16 protein-coding genes and 2 pseudogenes are annotated in these 20259 nt (G+C 40.2%); 11 read left to right on the plus strand and 7 right to left on the minus strand.

Annotation, left to right across the window (positions count from 1 at the left end):
- Window positions 1–28: 28 nt before the first annotated feature.
- On the plus strand, window positions 29–1222 hold the full coding sequence (gene traJ, locus LQ567_RS16635; RefSeq protein ID WP_231006212.1) for a conjugative transposon protein TraJ: 1194 nt from the start codon (window positions 29–31) through the stop codon (window positions 1220–1222).
- 49 nt (window positions 1223–1271) lie between these two features.
- Here the strand turns inward: traJ and LQ567_RS16640 are convergent, their stop codons facing one another.
- Complete coding sequence (locus LQ567_RS16640) at window positions 1272–5087, minus strand: SIR2 family protein (protein ID WP_231006214.1); 3816 nt, start codon at window positions 5085–5087, stop codon at window positions 1272–1274.
- Window positions 5088–5417: 330 nt separating this feature from the next.
- On the opposite strand from LQ567_RS16640, the gene traK reads away from it, so the two are divergent.
- From traK to LQ567_RS16685, 9 genes are read left to right on the plus strand one after another with little or no spacing between them, the layout of a single operon-like run.
- Window positions 5418–6038 carry a conjugative transposon protein TraK gene (gene traK / locus LQ567_RS16645; protein WP_231006216.1) on the plus strand — a complete coding sequence of 207 codons (621 nt, stop codon included), beginning with the start codon at window positions 5418–5420 and terminating at the stop codon, window positions 6036–6038.
- Window positions 6039–6041: 3 nt separating this feature from the next.
- Window positions 6042–6512, plus strand: a complete 471-nt coding sequence (locus LQ567_RS16650) for a hypothetical protein (protein ID WP_231006225.1) — start codon at window positions 6042–6044, stop codon at window positions 6510–6512.
- Window positions 6513–6522: 10 nt separating this feature from the next.
- Window positions 6523–7794, plus strand: coding sequence for a conjugative transposon protein TraM (gene traM, locus LQ567_RS16655; protein ID WP_231006227.1), 1272 nt, complete (start codon window positions 6523–6525; stop codon window positions 7792–7794).
- Window positions 7795–7826: 32 nt separating this feature from the next.
- Window positions 7827–8714, plus strand: a complete 888-nt coding sequence (gene traN, locus LQ567_RS16660; protein ID WP_231006228.1) for a conjugative transposon protein TraN — start codon at window positions 7827–7829, stop codon at window positions 8712–8714.
- 28 nt (window positions 8715–8742) lie between these two features.
- Window positions 8743–9261, plus strand: coding sequence for a hypothetical protein (locus tag LQ567_RS16665; protein ID WP_231006230.1), 519 nt, complete (start codon window positions 8743–8745; stop codon window positions 9259–9261).
- 29 nt (window positions 9262–9290) lie between these two features.
- Window positions 9291–10160: a hypothetical protein gene (locus LQ567_RS16670; RefSeq protein WP_231006232.1), complete on the plus strand. Its 870-nt coding sequence runs from the start codon at window positions 9291–9293 to the stop codon at window positions 10158–10160.
- A 21-nt stretch (window positions 10161–10181) separates the two neighbouring features.
- Window positions 10182–11675 carry a hypothetical protein gene (locus LQ567_RS16675; RefSeq protein WP_231006233.1) on the plus strand — a complete coding sequence of 498 codons (1494 nt, stop codon included), beginning with the start codon at window positions 10182–10184 and terminating at the stop codon, window positions 11673–11675.
- A gap of 19 nt (window positions 11676–11694) precedes the next feature.
- Window positions 11695–12675 carry a bifunctional DNA primase/polymerase gene (locus tag LQ567_RS16680; RefSeq protein ID WP_231006235.1) on the plus strand — a complete coding sequence of 327 codons (981 nt, stop codon included), beginning with the start codon at window positions 11695–11697 and terminating at the stop codon, window positions 12673–12675.
- Entirely contained in the window at window positions 12675–13487 is an 813-nt protein-coding gene (locus tag LQ567_RS16685) for a DNA adenine methylase (protein WP_231006237.1), read from the plus strand. Before LQ567_RS16680 ends, LQ567_RS16685 begins: the two co-directional genes overlap by 1 nt.
- A gap of 13 nt (window positions 13488–13500) precedes the next feature.
- On the opposite strand, the gene LQ567_RS16690 is transcribed toward LQ567_RS16685, so the two are convergent.
- The 6 genes and pseudogenes from LQ567_RS16690 to LQ567_RS16710 all read right to left on the minus strand — a co-directional run bounded on the left by LQ567_RS16690 (window position 13501) and on the right by LQ567_RS16710 (window position 19849).
- Complete coding sequence (locus tag LQ567_RS16690) at window positions 13501–13854, minus strand: hypothetical protein (protein ID WP_231006238.1); 354 nt, start codon at window positions 13852–13854, stop codon at window positions 13501–13503.
- A 72-nt stretch (window positions 13855–13926) separates the two neighbouring features.
- Window positions 13927–14178: pseudogene (locus LQ567_RS26310) on the minus strand (ATP-binding protein); the annotation flags it as partial.
- Between the two features lie 25 nt (window positions 14179–14203).
- Window positions 14204–14536: pseudogene (locus LQ567_RS26065) on the minus strand (ATP-binding protein); the annotation flags it as partial.
- A gap of 316 nt (window positions 14537–14852) precedes the next feature.
- A complete protein-coding gene (locus LQ567_RS16700) occupies window positions 14853–15929 on the minus strand; it encodes a hypothetical protein (RefSeq protein WP_231006246.1) in 1077 nt (358 codons plus the stop codon).
- 2 nt (window positions 15930–15931) lie between these two features.
- A complete protein-coding gene (locus tag LQ567_RS16705; RefSeq protein ID WP_231006252.1) occupies window positions 15932–17578 on the minus strand; it encodes a hypothetical protein in 1647 nt (548 codons plus the stop codon).
- Window positions 17579–17626: 48 nt separating this feature from the next.
- Window positions 17627–19849, minus strand: a complete 2223-nt coding sequence (locus LQ567_RS16710; protein WP_231006253.1) for a S41 family peptidase — start codon at window positions 19847–19849, stop codon at window positions 17627–17629.
- Between the two features lie 124 nt (window positions 19850–19973).
- On the opposite strand from LQ567_RS16710, the gene LQ567_RS16715 reads away from it, so the two are divergent.
- Window positions 19974–20228: a class I lanthipeptide gene (locus LQ567_RS16715; protein WP_231006262.1), complete on the plus strand. Its 255-nt coding sequence runs from the start codon at window positions 19974–19976 to the stop codon at window positions 20226–20228.
- Window positions 20229–20259 lie beyond the last annotated feature (31 nt).

The raw sequence follows: 20259 nt of genomic DNA on the forward strand, positions 1-20259 counted from the left end.
CCCTTTAACTTTCTAAAAACCTATGAATATGCTGACTAAGAAAATAGGGCATTTTATGCCTTTTACATTGCTTTTGCTAATGCCCCAGCTTTTACTAGCCCAGGGAATGCCGGACCAGATTCGGGGCTTACACAAGATACTCGACAACCTTTACAATGAGATGCTGCCTATGTGTGGTAATCTGATTGGGGTAGGCCAGGCGCTGGCCGGTTTTGCAGCGCTCTTTTTTATTGGGGTGCGCGTGTGGAGACATATTGCTGCCGCGGAACCGATTGACTTTTTTCCTTTATTCCGCCCCTTTGTGCTGGGATTTTGTATCCTGAACTTTCATTCTGTTATTGCATTGCTGAACGGGGTACTTAGTCCGACAGTACAAGGAACAAGCGCAATGGTGAACAACACAAACAACGCGATTGAACGGTTAATCGAACAGCGGGAAAAAGAACGCAAAGAGTCCATGGCATATAAAATGTACGGAGTAAATGACGGGGCAGGCGACCGGGATGTTTGGATGCAATACACGCATAGCGATAAGGTTAACGATGAAGGTTTATTAGGAGGTATAGGCTACGATGTGGAGTTTGCCGTTGCAAAAGCCTATTACAATTTTAAAAGCATGTTTAAGGATTTTATTTCCTTTTTATTACAGCTACTTTATGAGGCCGCCGCGCTGTGCATAAATACCATAAGAACCTTTAAACTACTGATCCTTGCCATTCTCGGTCCCATCATTTTGGGTCTGGCGGTATTTGATGGGTTTCAGCATACACTCCCTGTGTATTTGGCTCGCTATATCAATGTATTTCTTTGGCTTCCGATTGCCAACATACTTGGAGCTGTATTGGGGAAAATCCAGGAAGGCATGATTAAACTGGATACAGCCCAAATGCAACAACACGGCGACTCCTTTTTCAGTACGTCCGATGTCGGATATATCGTTTTTATGATCATTGGTATTGTCTCCTATTTTACCATACCCAGCATCGCCAACATGATTGTGAATGCTGGCGGTGGAAATGCCATTACAAGCAGGGCGACCACTATATTTGGAGGGATAGCTAGTGCAGGCATTTCAACAGCTGGAGCTGTTGCCGGTGGCGCAGCGGGAATGACTGCGGACGCTTTTGGTGATGCTAATCTTAAAATGACTCAGGGAATGGGTAAGGCAGGAGCAAATAGCGGGTATTTCAAAGACAAAGTGGATGACAATAGACAGCGGTAATCTTTGATGAAGGAATAGCATTATTCCAACAATAAGTCTTGTTTGCTTCCTACCCTAGGGTCCTTAACTGTTTTGCTGCCAACCATTGCCCGGAGTTATTAAATCTGATATTTGCCGGATCAAGTGTTGAAGAAATCACCTGATCCTCTATATTAAGGCTTTCTAGTCCATAAGCAATTTTAACGAGCATCAACTCTACAAATGGTTTGTCAGATTCTATAAGAGGATATAACTGGTATTTTTTTAATAGCTTCACTAAAGAAAATGCATGTTTTTTAAACTTCAAAGCTGCTTTTTCGTCATTGATCCATGAAGCCAAATAGGTTAAACCTGCTTCCAGGGATGGGCCGACCTGTAGTAAAATCTTGTTTATTAATAAAGCTACCGCGTCATCATTGAAGTCTCCATGTTCAACTTCTTCAGAAAGTGCCGCAAGCGCCCAAATTACCGAAACAGATTCAGGACTGCTTAACCCCTCATTAAGTTCTGTATATTCGGTATAGTTGGCATAAAGTCCATCTACTTCCTCTAATACGGTATTATAATCCGGCTGGAGCTCCAAGTTTGATTTGAAGTAATTAAGAAATACACGCATATCGTGTATCATCCCAGTAAAGTCAATAAAGAATGATGCTCTGCCCGGACTTACCCTTCGAATATCTTCCGCAGCTGTCTTCAACTTTTCGTATATCAGTACTAACTCGTCCTGATTAAAGGTAAGACCGTATTTGGGATTGTTACGCTTGGTAAATTCCAGTAGTGCAATAGTCTGGTGTCCTCCCGTTATTGACGTCCCTTTAATACCGGTTTCCCACAAATCCTGATGCTCAACAATTACCTGTTTAATTCTGTCTGTAATCGCTGTATCATTTTTGGCAAAAAAGAGTGCGATCCTTATAGAGCGACTATTACTTAACTTTTCAAAGTCTACCGTTTTAACCCTTTCATAAATTTCATCCTGTTGCATCTCTGTTAACAGGTAAAATATATTACCTAATACAAATAGTGTGCCCGATGGATTTAATTGAAAATCTTGAATAAGTACATTTATTTGTCCCGCCAGCTCATCAGGGATGCTTAACTTACTTTGCCCGGTGAATAATTTATTTGAGTTTATATAATATAAGTAGGTTATGATTTTATTGGGATGCTGGGGAAATGCCATCAGAAACCTACTTATTATTTTGTACAAGATCTCCCGGTCCAAAGTCACGCGCAGGCCTGCCCTTACGTAATTTTCACATATTGTATTCTGCGGCTCATATAGTTTTCCGTTTTCCTCCAGTTTCTTCAGGGTTTCTGCAAACTGGGCTTGCCAGGCCTCCGGTTCAATGGCAACAAACAATTCGGACGCTAAAATCATGACGGGCTCTGTGCGCTTGTCGAATGCACTGAAAAGATACGCTAAGATATTTGCTTTCTGAGTATTCAGCTTTTCTGACCAGGCTAAATCCTGTCCTATACGTTGTAGGGTATTCTCATGATTATACTGCAGCGAATAATAGGTGAATGGAAATGGCAGGGTCTCAAATCCAACTTTAAAAACCTTATACCAATTCTCACGAGGTATAACGGACATGATCCCACATTGTGCAGGGAAGCCGAAGATAGTTAACAATGATATCACCTGAAGAGGTGCATACTTCTCAAAAGGATGAACCATCGGCTGATCACCAGATGTAGAAAAGCGTCCATTTCCATAGGGAATTACTTCCGACTTAGTTTTATCCAATGACTCAATTAAATCAGTAATGATGTCTACAAAAGAATGGTAGCCTGCCTGACGATATTTTGAAATATGGCTTCGTAATTTACTCTGATTCTGCCAGGTTGCACCCACTTTAATTGCTAACAATAACTCGTAGCTGAACATTTTTTGTTGTTCGCCAACTTTATTGGATGATAATTGAGCTTCGAGTAAGCTCACTGCTGTTTTATGATTAAATTGCGAGAATAAGCCTGCTTTTATATGAAATTCTTCCACCGGCGCGTCCCACTGCTCCAGCTCTTTTTCTAATGATTCAAAATCCAGCGTAAAGGCCGATTGAAATATCTTACCAAGGGGGCTTATCGCAATTTTTTGTTGAGGATTAAAAAACACCTCATTAAGCTCCAGTAAAAATTTCAACTTAGCATCCGTTTCAAACGATGCTGGTAATGTTTTTAAAACATCAATATCCATTACAACGCTAACCGGTATATACAGTTTCTGAATCAATAAAATCAAAAGCTCCAGCATTTTGGACTTACTATCTTCAGAAAGATCTTTCAAATAGAAATCACTAAAAAAACTCAGAAATGAATATTGATGATAAGCACTACCAGGAGATAAATCAGGAATACTCATATTGGAAGCCATACCCGTAGCTTCCTTATAAATTTCTACTAACCGATTTTCATCTATTTTCAGATTTTTAGTTGTACTATCAGCCTTTGCGATATTCCGCCATAAGTCCTGCCATTGACTTTTATCAGCTGAAACTGCAGGGCTTACCGGAGGCGCTATAGCATCGTCACTTGCAAGATATTCGAAAAACATCTGCAATGCCGCCCCACGGGTATTATCTGTTTCCAACTTTTGCTGTGTTTCCGTTTCCAGAAATTCTATAACTTCTTTATTAAGGAGATTGATACTGGCAATACGATGGTTTTCATAATACAGGCTACGACCATCTTCTTGCTCCTGCCTGTCATTTACTTCAATCAGATATATCTTGTAGTCCTTTTTTACCGATCCTTTCTCTGATTGATAAAGTAAATCCCTAACCCAGCCAATCCAGGCAGTAAAGTTGGGATCAACTCCTGAAAAACCAATTAAGCAAAAAGATTCCTGTAATAAGGCAATTCGCATTAACTGGGTAAATGCTTCGTGTTTTTGAGGATACTGCTGATAATGTTCCGCCGATATAATATACTGTTTGCGGGGATCTCTATCAAAACCGAATTTATGACTTTCACGGTCTTCCATGCTGCGCAGAGAACCGTGTAGCTTAATTATATTCTTGTTTTTCTTCAGGCTCAGATCTGCTCCACTAGTAACCAAAGTATAGCTGTTATCTGCCTGCGCATCATTTATGGCAAAAGCTTCCTGTTTAGTGATTACCTCCGCTTCCCATTCAACTATCTGGTAAGAGAGCTCTCTTAATTTCGCGGAAAGCGATTCTAATTTCTCATGCGTATTATCATTGCGGGAAGGATTTTCAGCCGGTGATTCCGGAAAAGTGCTAATATTTAAGATTTCATTTAGCTCATTTATCTTGTGGGTAAGTTCATCTTTCTTGCCTTTGGCTGTGTAAATACTTGTGGTCAACTCATTAATAGCTTCAGAAAGAGTATCATTTTCCTCCTTTAATTTTGTATGCCGTTTAATATCCACACTTGCTTCAAGCAAAGGATCATAATTGGTTGTAAATACATTATTCCAGGGGAAAGATAAAAGAAACTTATGCAGCTTTAACTTTTCCTCGGTAAGCTTCTCCCTCCTTTTATCTTTATAAAGCAGATAATAGTCTCCGTCTCTAGCTAATTCGATAGGAGTATGTTGCTCAATGTAAGTGACAATTGATTCTTCATACCCTCTCCTTGATACATATTCTGAAACAACGTTTAAGTAACCCACCTTCTGAACTATTTTTCCTGCCTGTTCAACTACTATTATTTTTCTTTGCTTTTCATCTATATCCGACGGAATTTTACTATCAATATCGTCCTGGTATAATTCATAAACAAGATTTGTCAACAATTCTGACCAACTCGGGAATTCGCTGCTCACATTCTTGCTAAAACCCGCACCTACCAAAAGCGACATTTTCCTGCCTGCTAGCTTGGTTCTCAAAGCCTGTATGTTTTGTATTTGACTCGACATTTTGATTAGTTTCAGCCTACAAGATAATAAAGTTTAAAGTTAGTAGCAGCCTATGCCCTAGGAATTATAAGCGCTCAGGCTTTAAAGTATAATCAGAAAACATAACAAGCCTATTACCCCTAACAACTCCTTTTATAGGATAGAGCATTTTATCCCGTCCCACCATATAAAGACATTTTATACTTTCCAAATAACAAAATCCCTGTTATAAGCAATGAATTAATTAATAACCCAAAAAATAATTTTTCCCGCCTACCAATATCTCACCATAATCACTCTTGATCGCCCGCACTTTTGTTCCTGACTTTAACCACAATTACAGGAACCTAAATGATCAGACAATTAAAAAACATCGACACCGCTTTTAAGCATATCCGGCTGTTTACAGCGGTCCTTATACTTGCCAGCACAATGTTTGGTGCCTTTTGTTTTTATTACAGCATAAAAAAAGTAAGCGAAGCGCAGCAAACGATTTACCTGGTTGCCAACGGCAAAGCCTTTCAGGCTACTAAATCCAGCCGCAAGGAAAATCTGGCCGTTGAAGGACGCTACCATATAAAGGCATTCCATGAATACTTCCTATCCTTATCTCCCGATGATAAAGCGATAGAGCAAAATATCCGCAGCGCCCTTTACCTGGCTGATGAAAGCGCCAAACAACAATACGATGCTCTAAAAGAAAAAGGGTTTTATGCAAGTGTAGTCAGCGGCAATATAAGCCAGCTGGTTAACTGTGACAGCATCGCACTTAATCTGGGTAAGTATCCCTATCACTTTCGGTATTATGGCAAACAGGAAATCATCCGCCCCAGCACCACCATAGTGCGCAACCTGGTAACAGAAGGTTATCTGCGGGAACTGGATGAGCGCAGCGACAATAATCCCAATGCCTTCCTGATAGAAAAATGGTTCACCATTGACAATAGTATTCTTTCCACTACAAAACGATAAAGCATGTTCAACAGAAAGAAAAAATCATATCGTCTTTTACCTACTGCGGGTTTATTTTATCGAATAAATAGCCGAATACAAAACAAACAGCATCAACTGGCAGACTGGATGCAAAAGAAGACCAGGCACTGGAAAGCAAAACAACAACGATGCTTTTTATTTATCCTTTGCCTGCTTATGGGCGGTACAAGCACGGACAGGCTGCTGGAACTCTTTGATGATAGAATGGACACCTCTACCCCTATTACAAAACAGCAACAACTGCCTTTGCCTGTCATTCCGGCGGAATCTCCGGCTTATTCCTCCCCCGCCGACACTTTTATTTTTAGCCGCTTCCGGAATTATCTGGATAGCCTCCTGGAGACTCCAGAAGGCCGGAAAGTATATAAGGATTTTTTGAAGAAGCGCCCTGGTTTTATGGACAGCCTTGTTTTTGCAGAAAAAACCCTGAAACAATCATTTCCTAATCATTAATTATAAAAAAATGCAAAACACACCACTCATCGAAGAGCGAAAACAAAAATTTCTTATTGTACTCCCGGTACTTGTCATCCCTTTTGTGGCCTTTCTTTTCTATGTCCTTGGTGGAGGAAAAGGTAACAACAGTTCCGGTACCTCACGAACCAGCGCCCTCAGCACCACACTCCCTGATCCATTGGTAAATGAACACCAGCAAATGGACAAACTCAGTCTCTATGAAAGAGCATCAAGGGATTCTCAGGAGCAATCCGGAATTCACGATCCTTTTGAATCCTGGCCTCATTTGGACTCCGGAGCAGGGTTGTATCGACCTCCAATTGGCAATACCTACAGTTATGGTCAGCCCATCCCGCTATATCCTTCTACTCCTCCACTGGATGACCAATTACAACAATCGCGGGAGACCCAATTAGAACAGCGGTTGCAACAGTTGCAAAGCACACTCCAGGTACCCAATGAAGCGGTGATAAATACCCCTGATGGGTTTGCCAATTCTTCAGTAGACAGCGCCCCTGAACTAAAACGCATCGAGTCCCTGATGCAATCACTGTCTGCTGAAACACAAACGGCTGATCCGGGTCTTGCGCAAGCCAGTTCACTGATGGATAAGATCCTTGACGTTCAGCACCCCGAAAGAGTTAATCAACGAATAAAAAAGCAGTCTCTTGAAAATAGAAAAAATGTATTTCCTGTTAGTGCAACGCCCACTAAAGAAATTAGCGATTTTTTTAGTGGTTCGGATGAACACCAATTAGATGAGCAACAAACCGTCAGTGGTTTTTACGATGAAGAGCCGGATCCAGCCGAGGAGCAAAATGCCCTTCGGGCAGTTGTGCATGAAAGCCAGACGTTGGTGAGCGGCGCCACTATCAAATTACGACTTGAACAGGATGCTTACGTTCAGGGACAACTGATTCCAAAAGGCAGTTTTGTGTTCGGCATCTGTACTTTAAGTGGTGAGCGGTTGGAGGTTGCCATAAACTCCGTAAGAAAAGGGAACTCTATTTTTCCTGTATCCCTGATAGCCTATGATCTGGATGGTTTAGCCGGCATCCGGGTTCCCGGAAGTATTAACCGGGATGCCTCCAAAGAAAGCTCAGAGCGTGCCGTTCAGGCCCTCAGCCTGGGAAGCATGGATCCTTCAATCGGCGCGCAGGCCGCTTCAGCTGGTATTGAGGCTGCCAAAAATCTTCTTTCCAGGAAAGTAAAACTCGTCAAAGTGGTAGTTAAAGCGGGTTATCCCTTACTAATCGCACCAGACAAAACCAACTCATAATTCAATATTCAAGTAAAAAAAACTATTAAGTCATGTTACATTATTTCAAAAAAAGCCTTTTATTATTCATCTGCTTGCCAGCATTGTTCTCTTTACGGGCCCAGGAGCAAGCCGGCTCCTTCTCGCCAATAGCCTCGGTGGAGCTCTCCATTACCAATAGCGAAACAAGCGTCCTGATTTTTCCTCATCCGATAAAAAGTGTTGACCGCGGGAGCAGGGATATCCTGACCAAGACCGTAAAAGATGTCAGTAACGTGTTGAAAGTGAAAGCAGCAACTGAAAATTTTCAGCCGACGAACCTGCATGTATTTACAGGCGATGGTAAGGTCTATGCCTTTGCGCTAAAATACAACCCGACTCCATCCAACCTGACGCTGGATTTAAGCAAGAGCCAAACATACCAGGCCAATACCACTCCGGTCCGGTTTACAGCGGATCGATCTAATGACGCAGTAATTGACCAATCACTGGAAACAATCGCCGAGTTAAAACCGCTACGCAGCGGTCCCCGATCTGCCAAAAAAGGGAATGCGCAGCTTACAATGAGAGGCGCGTATTTACGGAAAGGCGTTCTTTTCTTTCAGTTTACCCTTACGAACAAAGCGGGCATTCCTTACCACATAGATTTTATCCGTGCTTATATACGGGATAAGAAAAAGACCCGGCGCGCTTCTGTTACGGAGCAGGAGGTACAACCTTTATTTACAAAAGTAACCAACGATGCAACAGCTGTTCCCAGTCAGCCAGTGACCATCGTACTGGCATTTGACCAGTTCACGATCGCAGACGGAAAATATCTTGCGATTGAAGCATTTGAAAAAAATGGCGACCGCGTGCTGTCCTGTAAATTAAAAGGAGCCCATTTGCTAAAGGTAAAAAAGCTGGAACCGGCGGTGGCATCCTCCTCTTTCCCAGACTAAATCTAATTCTATCATTTAAAGAACCACTATGGAACAACAAGAACAAAAGAGCCGTATTGAGCGGGACATGGATGCATGGAAACGCATTGAAGATAAGCTGATCAACCGGTATGGTTCTAAAATCGCAAACGACCGGCATTTTCTAAAAGCGAAACGCCAAATTTATAAACACATTCACCGCAAATACAAAAACAAACGCCTGAACCAATATGAAAAGGCCGAACTGCGCGTTCTACGCGGACAGCATCGCCAGCTCCTCAGGCAGGCTTATCCAAACCCGGTTGTCAGGTTGATAAGAAACATCCTTGTATTTGCCGGTAACACCATAAAGCTGACCGGGGACATTGGGTGGAAGGCCGCGCGGTGGCTGGTGCCCCCTGACCGAACACAATCACCAGGCCCACCGGTCCTAAAGAACGCCCAGCAAAAGCCTCAAACGGGCCCAAGGCCTTCCGCAACCCGAAGCCAGGGTGTTGTAAGAAAAATGCCACGGCGACCAAGGGTGCAGATGCCTATGCCCCAGTCAAGGCAGCGAATACGCAGGTAACCTGATTATTCATTTTTAAAACATATTTTATGGAACCTATTCAAATTGAAAACCTTGATGCTGTTACGAAACGAGTATTTAATGCCGGTTTCAATACCAGTGTAGTCGGCGCTATTAGCGAGGGACTTGCCGCTGGTCAGACTGAGATTCGACCGTTTGTTTCGGAAGTCATTGAAAACAGGCGTATGGACTTTGAGCCTGAAATTATAATCAAAGAAAACAAGGGCTATTACAATGGCTTCAAAGCCACCTTCTATAATGAAGATGGATCAACAGTTAACCAATGGTTTAAAGCAGCCGACCGGATCACAATCAACGAAGCTTTTATCCTGATGATGGACCAGCAGCATCCAAGAGCAGTGCACAAAACTTATTATAACGATACGGGAGAAAAATATGGCCAGTGGATACAGCTCGATTTTTCGCAAAAAACCGAAAGCGGCAACTACCTGCTAAAGCGCCATGGAGACTTTGACCAGGTAGCTAAGCTGGGGGACTATGATTTTCTTGAACTGGATAACGAAAAGCAAAAAATCACAGCCGCCACCTATATGGCTGAAGGCAGGGAAATTGAACTCACCCCGGCAAACCAGGAAACCTACCCTAAAGTATATGTGCGGGCAAATCCTGAACGGAATACTTTCACGTTCATGGATGGCAACGGAACACTATTATACCACGACCAATTCAGAACACCGGCCGCCCGTGAGCGTATTCAGCAGGAAAAAAACAACAGGCAATCCAATGTAAGTTTTGTAAGAAAGTCTAAAGAAGGACCGTCCTCTGAGAAGACTGACGATGTAAAAAAAAAGTCTGAACCAGAACGGGAACAATTAAAATCCAGTAAGAAGCCCCGGCAGGTATTAGAAGCGGAAGCTAAAAAAGGAAAAACGCTGTAAGACGCATGAACTATATATGGTATGGAAAATGAATTTAACTATAAACTGGAGTTGGAAGGAAAAGATTATGGCAAACATGAGGGAAGCAACGGTGAGTATGTAGCTCACGTTCCTTTTAAAGAAACGAATTTCTTTATATCGATTGAAGAAGCTGTGGATTCGTTGATACTTAAAGACATTCGGTCCTTTGAAGAAATGTCGGAAAGGGCGCACAATAAGTACCATGAAATAGCATCCCTTCGTTCTTTTGAAAACGATGAACTTCTTCTTCAGGTTATCCGTATCTCGATTAATGAGTCCCCGGATGCGGCTCCCGCAGCCGGAATTTATTTCAGCTTTGACGACCGATCGGTTAAAGAGTTTGAAGCGCTTACCGGTTTTGACTTCACAGGCTTTAGCGACTATGATCCGGATTTCCCTTTTTTACTGTTGGGATCTTATTCATATGGATTTCAGAGCGGCTTCGAGATCGCTATCGACCAGGTTATTACTGATTGGGAGAATAGTTTGAAGTATTACGAGTTAGAGCGGGATTTTAAGGAAGCTGACTGGAAATATAAGGTTGAGATTATAGAGAATGTATTGGATGACAAATTGTGCCACGAAATTAAGCGCTACCATTTTCACGATTTATCCCCGGCTGCCAGGCTTTTGTTAAAAACTGATATCAATGGTTTAGATAAAGATCTTGCGGAGGGATTAGAGAGAAAAACATGGATTTCAAAGGCGAGTTTAAAAGAAAGAGGCGAACGACCTGTTGTTGATTTGATTGCAGTGAAAAGCCCCGACACCAACGAAATGGTACCGGAGCCCGGAATCCATTTGAAATTTTCCGTACCGATTACGGAATTTGAAGAGTGTGCCGATTTAGATCTATCGGGATTGAGCAACTACGGCGATAATGATAATTACTTGTTAATTGCAAATTATTATGTCGATCCTGGGTACAATAGCAACGACCATTTACATTACAGCGATTTATTGCCCCACCCAGGATATACCAGCTTGCTTATTCAACTTAATGACGAAAAGCAACAAGGTATTAGAGCTGAGGAACCTTCTCCTTTTCTTTTAAAGGTAATATGGGAAAAGGCTATCACTATTGGAAAAGATAGTTCCAGCGCGCCGGAACAATTGATGCGGGAAACACCCTATAACTCCCTTGATGAGGGGATCTCCGTGCTACTGGAATTAGAGCATAAATTTTTTGATCCACAGTCAATTGTTGAAAACCAATACCCTTTTTTTATCAGACGAGCTGAAGTTGTTGATAAGAACAAGAATTCGGTAGTGATATCGAAATATCAAAAGATTGGTGAATCGGGAAAGGGAATGTATATGAGCTTTGATAACGCAGACGAGTCGCTCAGCTTACTTCTGGCCTTAGATCTTGCATTTAAAAAGAAATTAGCCATCAAAGCTGATTTGCCTGGCGAAAACACAACACTTAAGCGAAAGTGGGTGCCATCTGAAAGACATATACACCCACCAGGTGCCGGCGGGCCTAAACTATAAACATAATAAATCGCTTACTATGATCAATCTATTGGATATAGCTATCGCATATCGGGATATGGGTCTTTCTGTAATTGCAACCGATGCTTTAAAACAAAGCATCGGAAAATGGAAAACCTTTCAGGAGCGGGTGCCTGGTTCCGAAGAATTGAGAAATATGTTTCACCACCCGGCCGCACAAGGCATAGCCCTTGTGACAGGAAAATCCAGCGGAAACCTGGAAGCTATAGACATCGATACCAAAAACTTCTCTGAAGGCTGTTTGTTTATCAGGTTTTGCGAAGCCATCGCACAGCACGATGCTGACTTATTTAAGAAATTGGTAATAGCGCAGTCACGTAGCGGCGGCTATCATATGTATTACAGATGCCGCGAAATAGAAAGCAATCAGGCCTTAGCCAGGCGTCCCGTAACGGAAGAGGAAAAACGCCGAAACCCTAAGGAAAAAGTAAAAGTACTTATTGAAACAAGAGGGATAGGCGGTTATATTGTTGTGGCGCCCACTCCAGGCTATAAATTAATCCAATCTGATTTTAGCCAACTCCCAGAGATACTACCATCAGAACGCAGGATTCTTTTAAATGCCGCCCGTGGCCTCAATGTAATTCAGGAAAAGAAAATTAAAAGAAGTCCCATCTTAACACGAATAGCTGGTTCGCCGAGCCCCCTGGACGATTATAACAAAAGAGGTGACGTTATTGGATTGTTACAAAAACATGGTTGGACGGTAACCGGTCAAACCAGTACCCGTACCTTTTTGAAGCGGCCGGGTGATACAGATAAGCGTAGTTCCGGCAGCTTTAACCATGAACTGAATTACTTTTCTGTTTTCAGCACCAGTACTGAATTTGTTCCACAGGCAGGGTACAGGCCCTACGCTGTATACGCCATGCTGGAATGTTCAGGAGATTTCAGTCTGGCATATAGGAAGTTGTCCAGCGAAGGCTTTGGTGGCACATCATACCTGAAAACACCACAATACAAACGTTTGAAGATATAATGAAAACACCGATAACCTATTATGGAGGAAAGCAAAAGCTGGCTCCCATTATACTGGACCTTATTCCCAGGCACATACTTTATGCTGAGCCATTTAGTGGCGGTGCTGCTGTTTTCTTTGCAAAAAAGCCTTCCGAGGTTGAAGTGCTCAATGACAGAAATGGCGAACTGATCAACTTCTACCAGGTAATAAAAGATCAATTCCCGGATTTATCAAAAGAGATCGAAAAAACATTGCATAGTCGTAAACTACATCACCATGCCTGGGTTGTTTACAACAACCCGGAGCTTTTTTCACCAATAAAAAGGGCTTGGGCTGTCTGGGTTCTTTCTTCTCAGGGGTTTTCCGGCCAACTCGCGCGAACATGGGGTTATGACATCGAAGCAGACAGTACGTCACGTAAAATTTATTTCAATAAATTGAACTTTACTGAGCTCTATAGTCGCCGGCTTGAAAAAGTACAATTGGAAAGCGCCGATGCCTTATATATTATACGCTCAAGGGATAATGCTGATGCCTTTTTTTATTGCGACCCTCCTTATTTTAATTCTCACCTAGGCCATTATAAGGGATATAGGAAAGAAGACTTTGAAGACCTGTTGCAAACCTTGTCAGCCATTAAAGGAAAATTTCTACTATCCTCCTACCCTTCAAAACTTTTGAAGGAGTACACATTAGAAAACCAATGGTCTACTATTCAGTTTGAACAACTGGTCACGGTAAACGTGAAACACCGAAATGATAAAAAAAAGATTGAAGTATTAACTGCTAATTACCCGCTTCAGCCACAGCCTCAACCGCAACTGTTTTAAGCATCCTAGCCTTTCAAAATATGAGTAGGCTGCAATAGTGTAGCCTTCCATGTTTCTCATCATCCAAGTCCCATAGCCCTCCCATCATTATATAAAATAAGCGCCGTGCCCTTGGTCCGTATTCATTTAGATATGATTGAATTTGATCTTCCTTTTGCTCTGCTTTCTGCTGCTTATCATTTACTTTAGCCTCGATAATAATATCAAATTCAGCAGATTGTATGAATAAATCAAGTTCTATATAGGTTGAATTATTTGTTCCAGCAGGATCCCAGTTTTCCCAGAAAGAGAAGGCTTCAATTTCACCACACACTTTTGGCAGCTTATTGTAACACCACTCAAATTGACCCCCTAAAAAAGGGTTCATTTTCCAAGGGATTTGATCCTCCTATAGATGAAGTAAAGAGCTATTGCAATTGAACAAAAATAAGTAGTAAAATCATGCCCGGATGATTTTACTGTTTTGTGCTGAGCTATCTGTTGTTTTTCCTTTCTTCCTCATGGATTCACAATACAGTTCTATACGGATGGATTGATGAACGATTCTGTCTAAGATAGCATCAGCGAGGGTTTTCTCTCCGATGACTTCATGCCATTTTCTAACAGGCAACTGAGAAGTGATGACCACGCTCTTTTTACCATGACGGTCTTCTATGATATCTAATAAAAAAGCACGGCTACCGGTATCTAATGGTTGTACGCCAAATCATCTAATATCAGTACATCCTGTTTTCGATTCGAGCCAGTTCTTTGAGATGTGTGCCGGCGGCCTTTGCTATCTTTAGCTGGCTCATCAGTTTAGCGGTACTTGCGTAGAGTACCTTAAAACCCCAAAGGCAGGCCTGGTAACCGATCGATGAAGCCAGAAAGCTTTTGCCGGTGTCGGTACTGCCGGTAATAAAGAGGTCTTCCCCTTTGGCAATAAACTCACAGGTGCTCAGCCGGGCAACCCTGTTTTTATCCATACCCCTGTCAACCGTGTAGTCCAGTTGTCCGATAGTAGCCGGGTAACGGAAATTAGCATTTTTGACACCTCGTTGTTGTGTCCGGTATCGGCGGTCATCCTGTTATGAAGTGGTAAAAAAATCTAAGTTTCGATAGTTTCGAAACAATTCTACTCTTCTATGCAGAATTTAAAAGCTATACCTAGTGTCTGTGTTGAAAAGGTAAAAAATTTAATAGCGCCTAAATAATGAAATGTTTAAAAAATGTGCAACTAACTCTCGTTAATATTTATTAATATGGGTAGAGCTCCAAACCATGGGTTTTCGCCAACTAGGATTTCCACTTGCGGGTTTTCGCTTGCTATCACTATCCAGTTTTCTGTAAATAGAGTTCTTTGTATTAAATTTGAAATTTGCAACATCAGTTATATATATATATTGAATTGTCTACAAGTTTGTTTTTAGATTCATGAATCAAGTACATTCCTAAACCGGCTAAACTAAAAAGTACATCAAGTTTTGTTTCATTTTTTGCAGTATTGTTTTGCTCTCTATCATTTAGCAGGTGTTTGATATAGTCGAATTGTAATTGTAATATGTGTAAAATTTCCTGTTTATTTCGAATGCTCGCTTTAATAGCGAGCAAATTCATTATTGTGCTGCATGTTCTACAAATTTTAGAATCTATTTCTTCTTGTTTTGCATGCTCTATAGAGTTATAGGATGAAAAAAAACGCAGGATAAAATCAAACTTTTCTTTTAACCTTTTCGGTGCATTACTGTGAGTCGAAAGCAAACATTTGTAAGATTTAACGAATAAATTTAAAATGTGATCCAAATTTATACTAGAAGAATTATTAGAATTTTTGTCTGAAACTATAGTATAGATTCCTAATATGGTGGATTCGAGAATTAAGTTAAAGCGATTCAGAACCTTTTTAAACTGCTTTTTAGCAAAATTTGCTTCAATAGCTTTTTTTGAAATTTGCGCTGCTAAACAGAGATTTTCATGATCTGAGAATATATCATAATCTTTAATTAAATACTCTTCCAAAGTGTTGCAAAGATTCAATGTTGCATCAAGAAAGTAAAGTAGCTGCATTTTTAATAATAAATCGCTTTCAATATCCTTGACATGAGGTAGAATTTCGAAAATTGAATGGACTAAACAAAACGTATATCGATTAACTTCAGATAAGTCTGACCATTTTAAGGTTAGTAAAAGATTTATTTTATCCTCTAAATAGTTTGAGTTTTCATTTTGACGTAGATTACATGACTGCAGAAGACAGGCGACTATCTCACCTTTGTTACCCTTTCCATGGTCGTAACTGTTCTTAAGCAACGAAGATTGCGTTGACTTAAGGATAGATGTTTTTTCAGTTAAATGAAGGAAACTTAGAATCCCAGTATTTCGAAATAGCGATCCTTTTTCGCTAACAGAATCAATATTTAATAAAATTTCATTTTGTATCTCTGATAAAATATAATTGAACATATTTACAAATTTTCATTCTCGAAATAGGTTATTAGGGTTTTCATTTTCTTTTCATCGATCTTTTTAATGGGGTTTTTGAAACTATATTTGTTTTTGAATATTGGTCCCTTTAGATTGGAAACATAATATTTTGAATTTTTACACAAAAAATAAAACATAATCTCGTCAAGATGAGTACTGGGGATTTGGGTTAAAGCAATCTTATAAAGCACATTTGTTTTGATGGCAAAACAACCAATGGCTGGATTATACTCAACCTGATTATCCAATTTAATTAGGTTAGTATTGATACGTGGGGTTTCATAGAAAGAAACATCTTCCATTGGGAAAACTCTGCCAGAATGTGCGTGGCAGATGTCGGTAAATTTATGTCTAATGGTTAAAACAGCCCTATAAATTTGCGTCGGAATAACAAGCGCTTCGATAGAAAATTTAAACACGATTTTTGTATTTATATTCTGCTGAAGTGTATCGCCTCTGTAAGGTTGAATTGTTTCTGATCGAACAAACAAATGCTTAACACTAGTTTGAAATTTCCAACTGCTAAGTTGAGACCTATCACCAAACTCAACTATTAATATTTGGGTGTCAAAAAATCTCAATATATAGTTTATACCTTTGTCTAAGATAGATTTTCCTTGATTCGTTATTTTGTCTATTACTATTAGAAATGTTGTATCCATTAAATTGTACCGCAGTTTCTTTTCGAAACTCTCTATTTCCGCCAGGTACATATAACTGCAGCTATCTTTTTTTATATGATTTTGATCGTAATAGTATGGATGATTGTCTGAATAAAGAGCTTTGTAAAAAAAGTGATCTTTTGTCAAATTAGTGATTCCTGCATTATGAAAAATCTTTTTGTTCCTCCACATTTCAATGGGATTAATAGGCCAACTGAAGTCTAATTCTTCATGTACTTTGATTTTTACTCCCAATTTTATGGCATTCCACAATAACGCCCACATATCTGCGCACCATGCAGTTATTGGCTTGTACTCTTCTTCAGAACAATTATTTTGCATCGAAAATTCTTTCGCATATCGAGCAGTGCTATTTTTTAAATGAGAATATAATTGTTCACAGTTGTTTTCTAATTTATCCCAAAAGTCATGCTTTACATACTTTAATAATACTTGCGCGCCACCAGCGTTACAGTCATTTTCGATTACTATCGACTCATCAATATCTACGATGGAGCACATCTCTTTTAGGACGCTATTACCGTGCAGCTTAATGTAGTTTGTATCTAAGTAGCTTCTTGTATCTGAAAAGTACCAACTGTCATCAGTAGTAAGTGATTCGAAATCAGGTAGCGCATGTGTAAAAACTATATCACAGTCGTGATAAAAAACGATTTCATTTTCAAGATATTGATGCTTTAAAAAATGTTGTTTAATTATATTTGGTCTAATAGAAGCGGAATATTTTTTTTTTATTCTCAAATCAGGATAACAAAAAAAGCAAGCCATTTGACTGAAGTTTTTAATTAAGTCTAGTGCATCATAACTGAGTCCTAGGTCCTGATTATATCCAATTAGTACATGAATATCCCGCTTACTAATTTTAAATTTTTTGAAATTTGAGAGCTGCACCTGTAGCTGCCAAACGAAGTATGAGTTGTCAGGTTGAGCGGATAGATATAGCATTGAATGTCTTCTTAGGAGATTATGGTAAATATACACTAGGGTAACTTATTAACGCCTGCTGTTGGTTAGGATATCGATAGCCTTCATCAATAAGGCATCCTGCTTCTCGGTAATATCCTTGATTGTTTCAAATACCTCAATATCTGGCTTTACCCCTATACGTTGCGTAGGAGACTTATCAGGATAGTAAACACCTTGGCTGGTAAAGCTGCTAGAGATATTGCCTGGCAATTTTATGTAGCTATTGGCGCCGTCGGCACCAGCAGTATTTCTTCCAACAAAAATTGCATTAGGGTTTAACTTCAAACGCATGGCAAAGTACTCGCCTTTGCTTAGTGTACTTTCGTCAATTAACACTATAATTTTGCCTCTGTAGAGTTTTGAAGAATCCTTAAGTGCAACAAAGCCCTCAGATGGTTCCAGGAATTTGAAAGTTCCGGGATATTTAATTTCCGCCACGGTAAACAACGCAGTCACTTCACTTTTGGGCAATATAAAGGAATCAAAAAAAGAGCTAAATGTCGCGTTTCGGGTTGGATATAATCTTGCATCAAGGATCAGCCCTTGCGTATCGGCAAATTTTTCGCGGATAGCAGGTAACATGGAGTCGGCATAGTTTTCCAAATTTATATACCCTATGCGGTTATGGACTTTGAAATAACTTGAATCTCGCTGATATGTATATAGATGCGCGTTAATATTTTTTTGGGCCGTATACGCTGGTTGTGGCACTACAGTCTGTGAATCTGTAACCTTGCCTCGCTGGTAGACTATTTGAACGGGTTGATTACCATTCGTACGAAGCAGGTTAAACCTTATTTTCCACTTCAAGGATAATCCCGTAGATGCGGAGGTAAACGGGGTTATCCGGTTTATTTTCTTCTGAATATCTTCCCCATCTATTTTTTTTATGAGATCACCGGCTTTAAATCCATTATTGTCTTGAGCCACCACCAAGTCTGTACCAATGAGCCTAACCGTTAGCGGAATGGCATTCATACCAAAATAATTGTTTAGAGTCGGACTATTTATTGATGTATGCGAGTCTTTAATTGTGGCAGTCAGTTCAGCCACAGCCAGGTGAAAATCGGTTGCGTTTTTTGCATTTATAATCCTAGGGATAAAATTGGCTAAAACCTCATCCCATTTAAGGGTTCTGTCCTTATATGGGTACCAATACTCAATTATATTCCAATAATTATAAAGGCAGAGTAACCTTAACATGTTATTGGGGAAATCCGTGGGGTATTCACGTTCATGCTTTTGAAGAAAGTACTTATGCTCCATGTAATAGTGGTCGTTTCCATGATACCTGTTGGTTTTAATAAGAGCCAGTAAGTCCATGACCCCCTTCGAAAATGTAGCACTATTTTTAAGCCAGTCGAGACCAGGACGTATCTCCGCATCCGCAAGAATGGCGTCACCACAATCGGCGCACGTTTCTATTGGTCCTAATTCTCTTATCCATGTTTCTAAAACGAGATTCTTTTCCGTTTTATTTTTTGCCGAAATATACTTGGGAATTATTTCGAATAGCTTATTGTCCCAATTGTATTTCCCTCCTCCAACCTGGGGATGGTAGTATTTAAGAAATCCCCATATCTTTCCCAGCCAGTACATATCCTCCACTTTGGACTTATCCATGCCATTTAAATCCTGTAGTTCATAAGACCTATCTGCAATATCCTCGTCTGCCGGATAAGTCTTGATGAGCGGCGCCTTACTGACATCAATGCCATCAAAGCTCACACTTGTTTTATCAAACCAAACATCCTGACTACCCGTTTTATAAAGTGCAATAATTATCGAACTTGCATTTGCAGGAATTGCTACAGTCAGGTATTTATGTTGCCATCCCTGAATTGGGTCTGGAACAGTTTTTTCTTCCAGAACCCGCGTATTTATCACCCCACCACTCCGATCCAGGAAGAAAACATGACTCCGAACGCCTTTAACGTCACCCCGGCAGAAATATTCAAAGGTTAGAGTTCTTCCCTCATAAATAGCCTGAAATTGTTGTGATAGAATAATTGTATTTTGCTTTACAGTTTCATTGCCATTCAACCGGATTGAATAAGTGCCTGAATATTTGGTTGTAGGGTCCTTTTCAAGATTAAATCCTTCACGAGTTTCCTGAGAACTAATTGTCCACGAATTGGCTCTGAGATAGAATACCTCGCTATCGGTCCATTCTTCAAAATCTAAGTTCTTCTGACCAAAAGAATGATTTATAAATAGGGTCAAAATCAGTAAAATAACAATCTTATTCATAACAGTTTAGCCAAATTTTCATTTTTTAAACAATCTAGATATAATATAAATAGAATAAATATAAATAGAATAAATATAAATAAAATGCCTAAATTCGAGAATTCCTAATTTTAAACATCAGTTCATGAAAAGAAAAAAACTTCAACTCAACAAGAAAATTGTAGCTAACTTATCAAATCTACAAAAAGCACGAATTATTGGTGGTGAAGATACTGCCTTAACAACTTCCTTTTTCCAATGCACCGGAAGAGGATGTTGCGAAGAAACAACTCCTCCAGAAACGAAAGCCAAGTCTTGCGGTGGTAGCTGCGCCCCAGCTGCAACATGCGGAGATCAGCCAACGTGTCCATTAAGTTGTCCACCCGTAATTTGCGTTTAGTTTTGCAATCTACTTGAAATACCTTTCAATT

This window comes from Niabella pedocola, from assembly GCF_021044425.1.
GTDB classification, from domain to species: Bacteria; Bacteroidota; Bacteroidia; order Chitinophagales; family Chitinophagaceae; genus Niabella; species Niabella pedocola.

Bases quoted from the DNA above. Each gene is read 5' to 3' on its own strand.
- LQ567_RS16710 (WP_231006253.1), bottom strand. From the start codon at position 19,849: ATGAATAAGATTGTTATTTTACTGATTTTGACCCTATTTATAAATCAT.
- LQ567_RS16705 (WP_231006252.1), bottom strand. From the start codon at position 17,578: ATGCTATATCTATCCGCTCAACCTGACAACTCATACTTCGTTTGGCAG.
- traJ (WP_231006212.1), top strand. From the start codon at position 29: ATGCTGACTAAGAAAATAGGGCATTTTATGCCTTTTACATTGCTTTTG.
- LQ567_RS16680 (WP_231006235.1), top strand. From the start codon at position 11,695: ATGATCAATCTATTGGATATAGCTATCGCATATCGGGATATGGGTCTT.
- LQ567_RS16650 (WP_231006225.1), top strand. From the start codon at position 6,042: ATGTTCAACAGAAAGAAAAAATCATATCGTCTTTTACCTACTGCGGGT.
- traN (WP_231006228.1), top strand. From the start codon at position 7,827: ATGTTACATTATTTCAAAAAAAGCCTTTTATTATTCATCTGCTTGCCA.
- LQ567_RS16685 (WP_231006237.1), top strand. From the start codon at position 12,675: ATGAAAACACCGATAACCTATTATGGAGGAAAGCAAAAGCTGGCTCCC.
- LQ567_RS16690 (WP_231006238.1), bottom strand. From the start codon at position 13,854: ATGAACCCTTTTTTAGGGGGTCAATTTGAGTGGTGTTACAATAAGCTG.
- LQ567_RS16640 (WP_231006214.1), bottom strand. From the start codon at position 5,087: ATGTCGAGTCAAATACAAAACATACAGGCTTTGAGAACCAAGCTAGCA.
- LQ567_RS16700 (WP_231006246.1), bottom strand. From the start codon at position 15,929: ATGTTCAATTATATTTTATCAGAGATACAAAATGAAATTTTATTAAAT.
- LQ567_RS16670 (WP_231006232.1), top strand. From the start codon at position 9,291: ATGGAACCTATTCAAATTGAAAACCTTGATGCTGTTACGAAACGAGTA.
- LQ567_RS16665 (WP_231006230.1), top strand. From the start codon at position 8,743: ATGGAACAACAAGAACAAAAGAGCCGTATTGAGCGGGACATGGATGCA.
- LQ567_RS16715 (WP_231006262.1), top strand. From the start codon at position 19,974: ATGAAAAGAAAAAAACTTCAACTCAACAAGAAAATTGTAGCTAACTTA.
- traK (WP_231006216.1), top strand. From the start codon at position 5,418: ATGATCAGACAATTAAAAAACATCGACACCGCTTTTAAGCATATCCGG.
- traM (WP_231006227.1), top strand. From the start codon at position 6,523: ATGCAAAACACACCACTCATCGAAGAGCGAAAACAAAAATTTCTTATT.
- LQ567_RS16675 (WP_231006233.1), top strand. From the start codon at position 10,182: ATGGAAAATGAATTTAACTATAAACTGGAGTTGGAAGGAAAAGATTAT.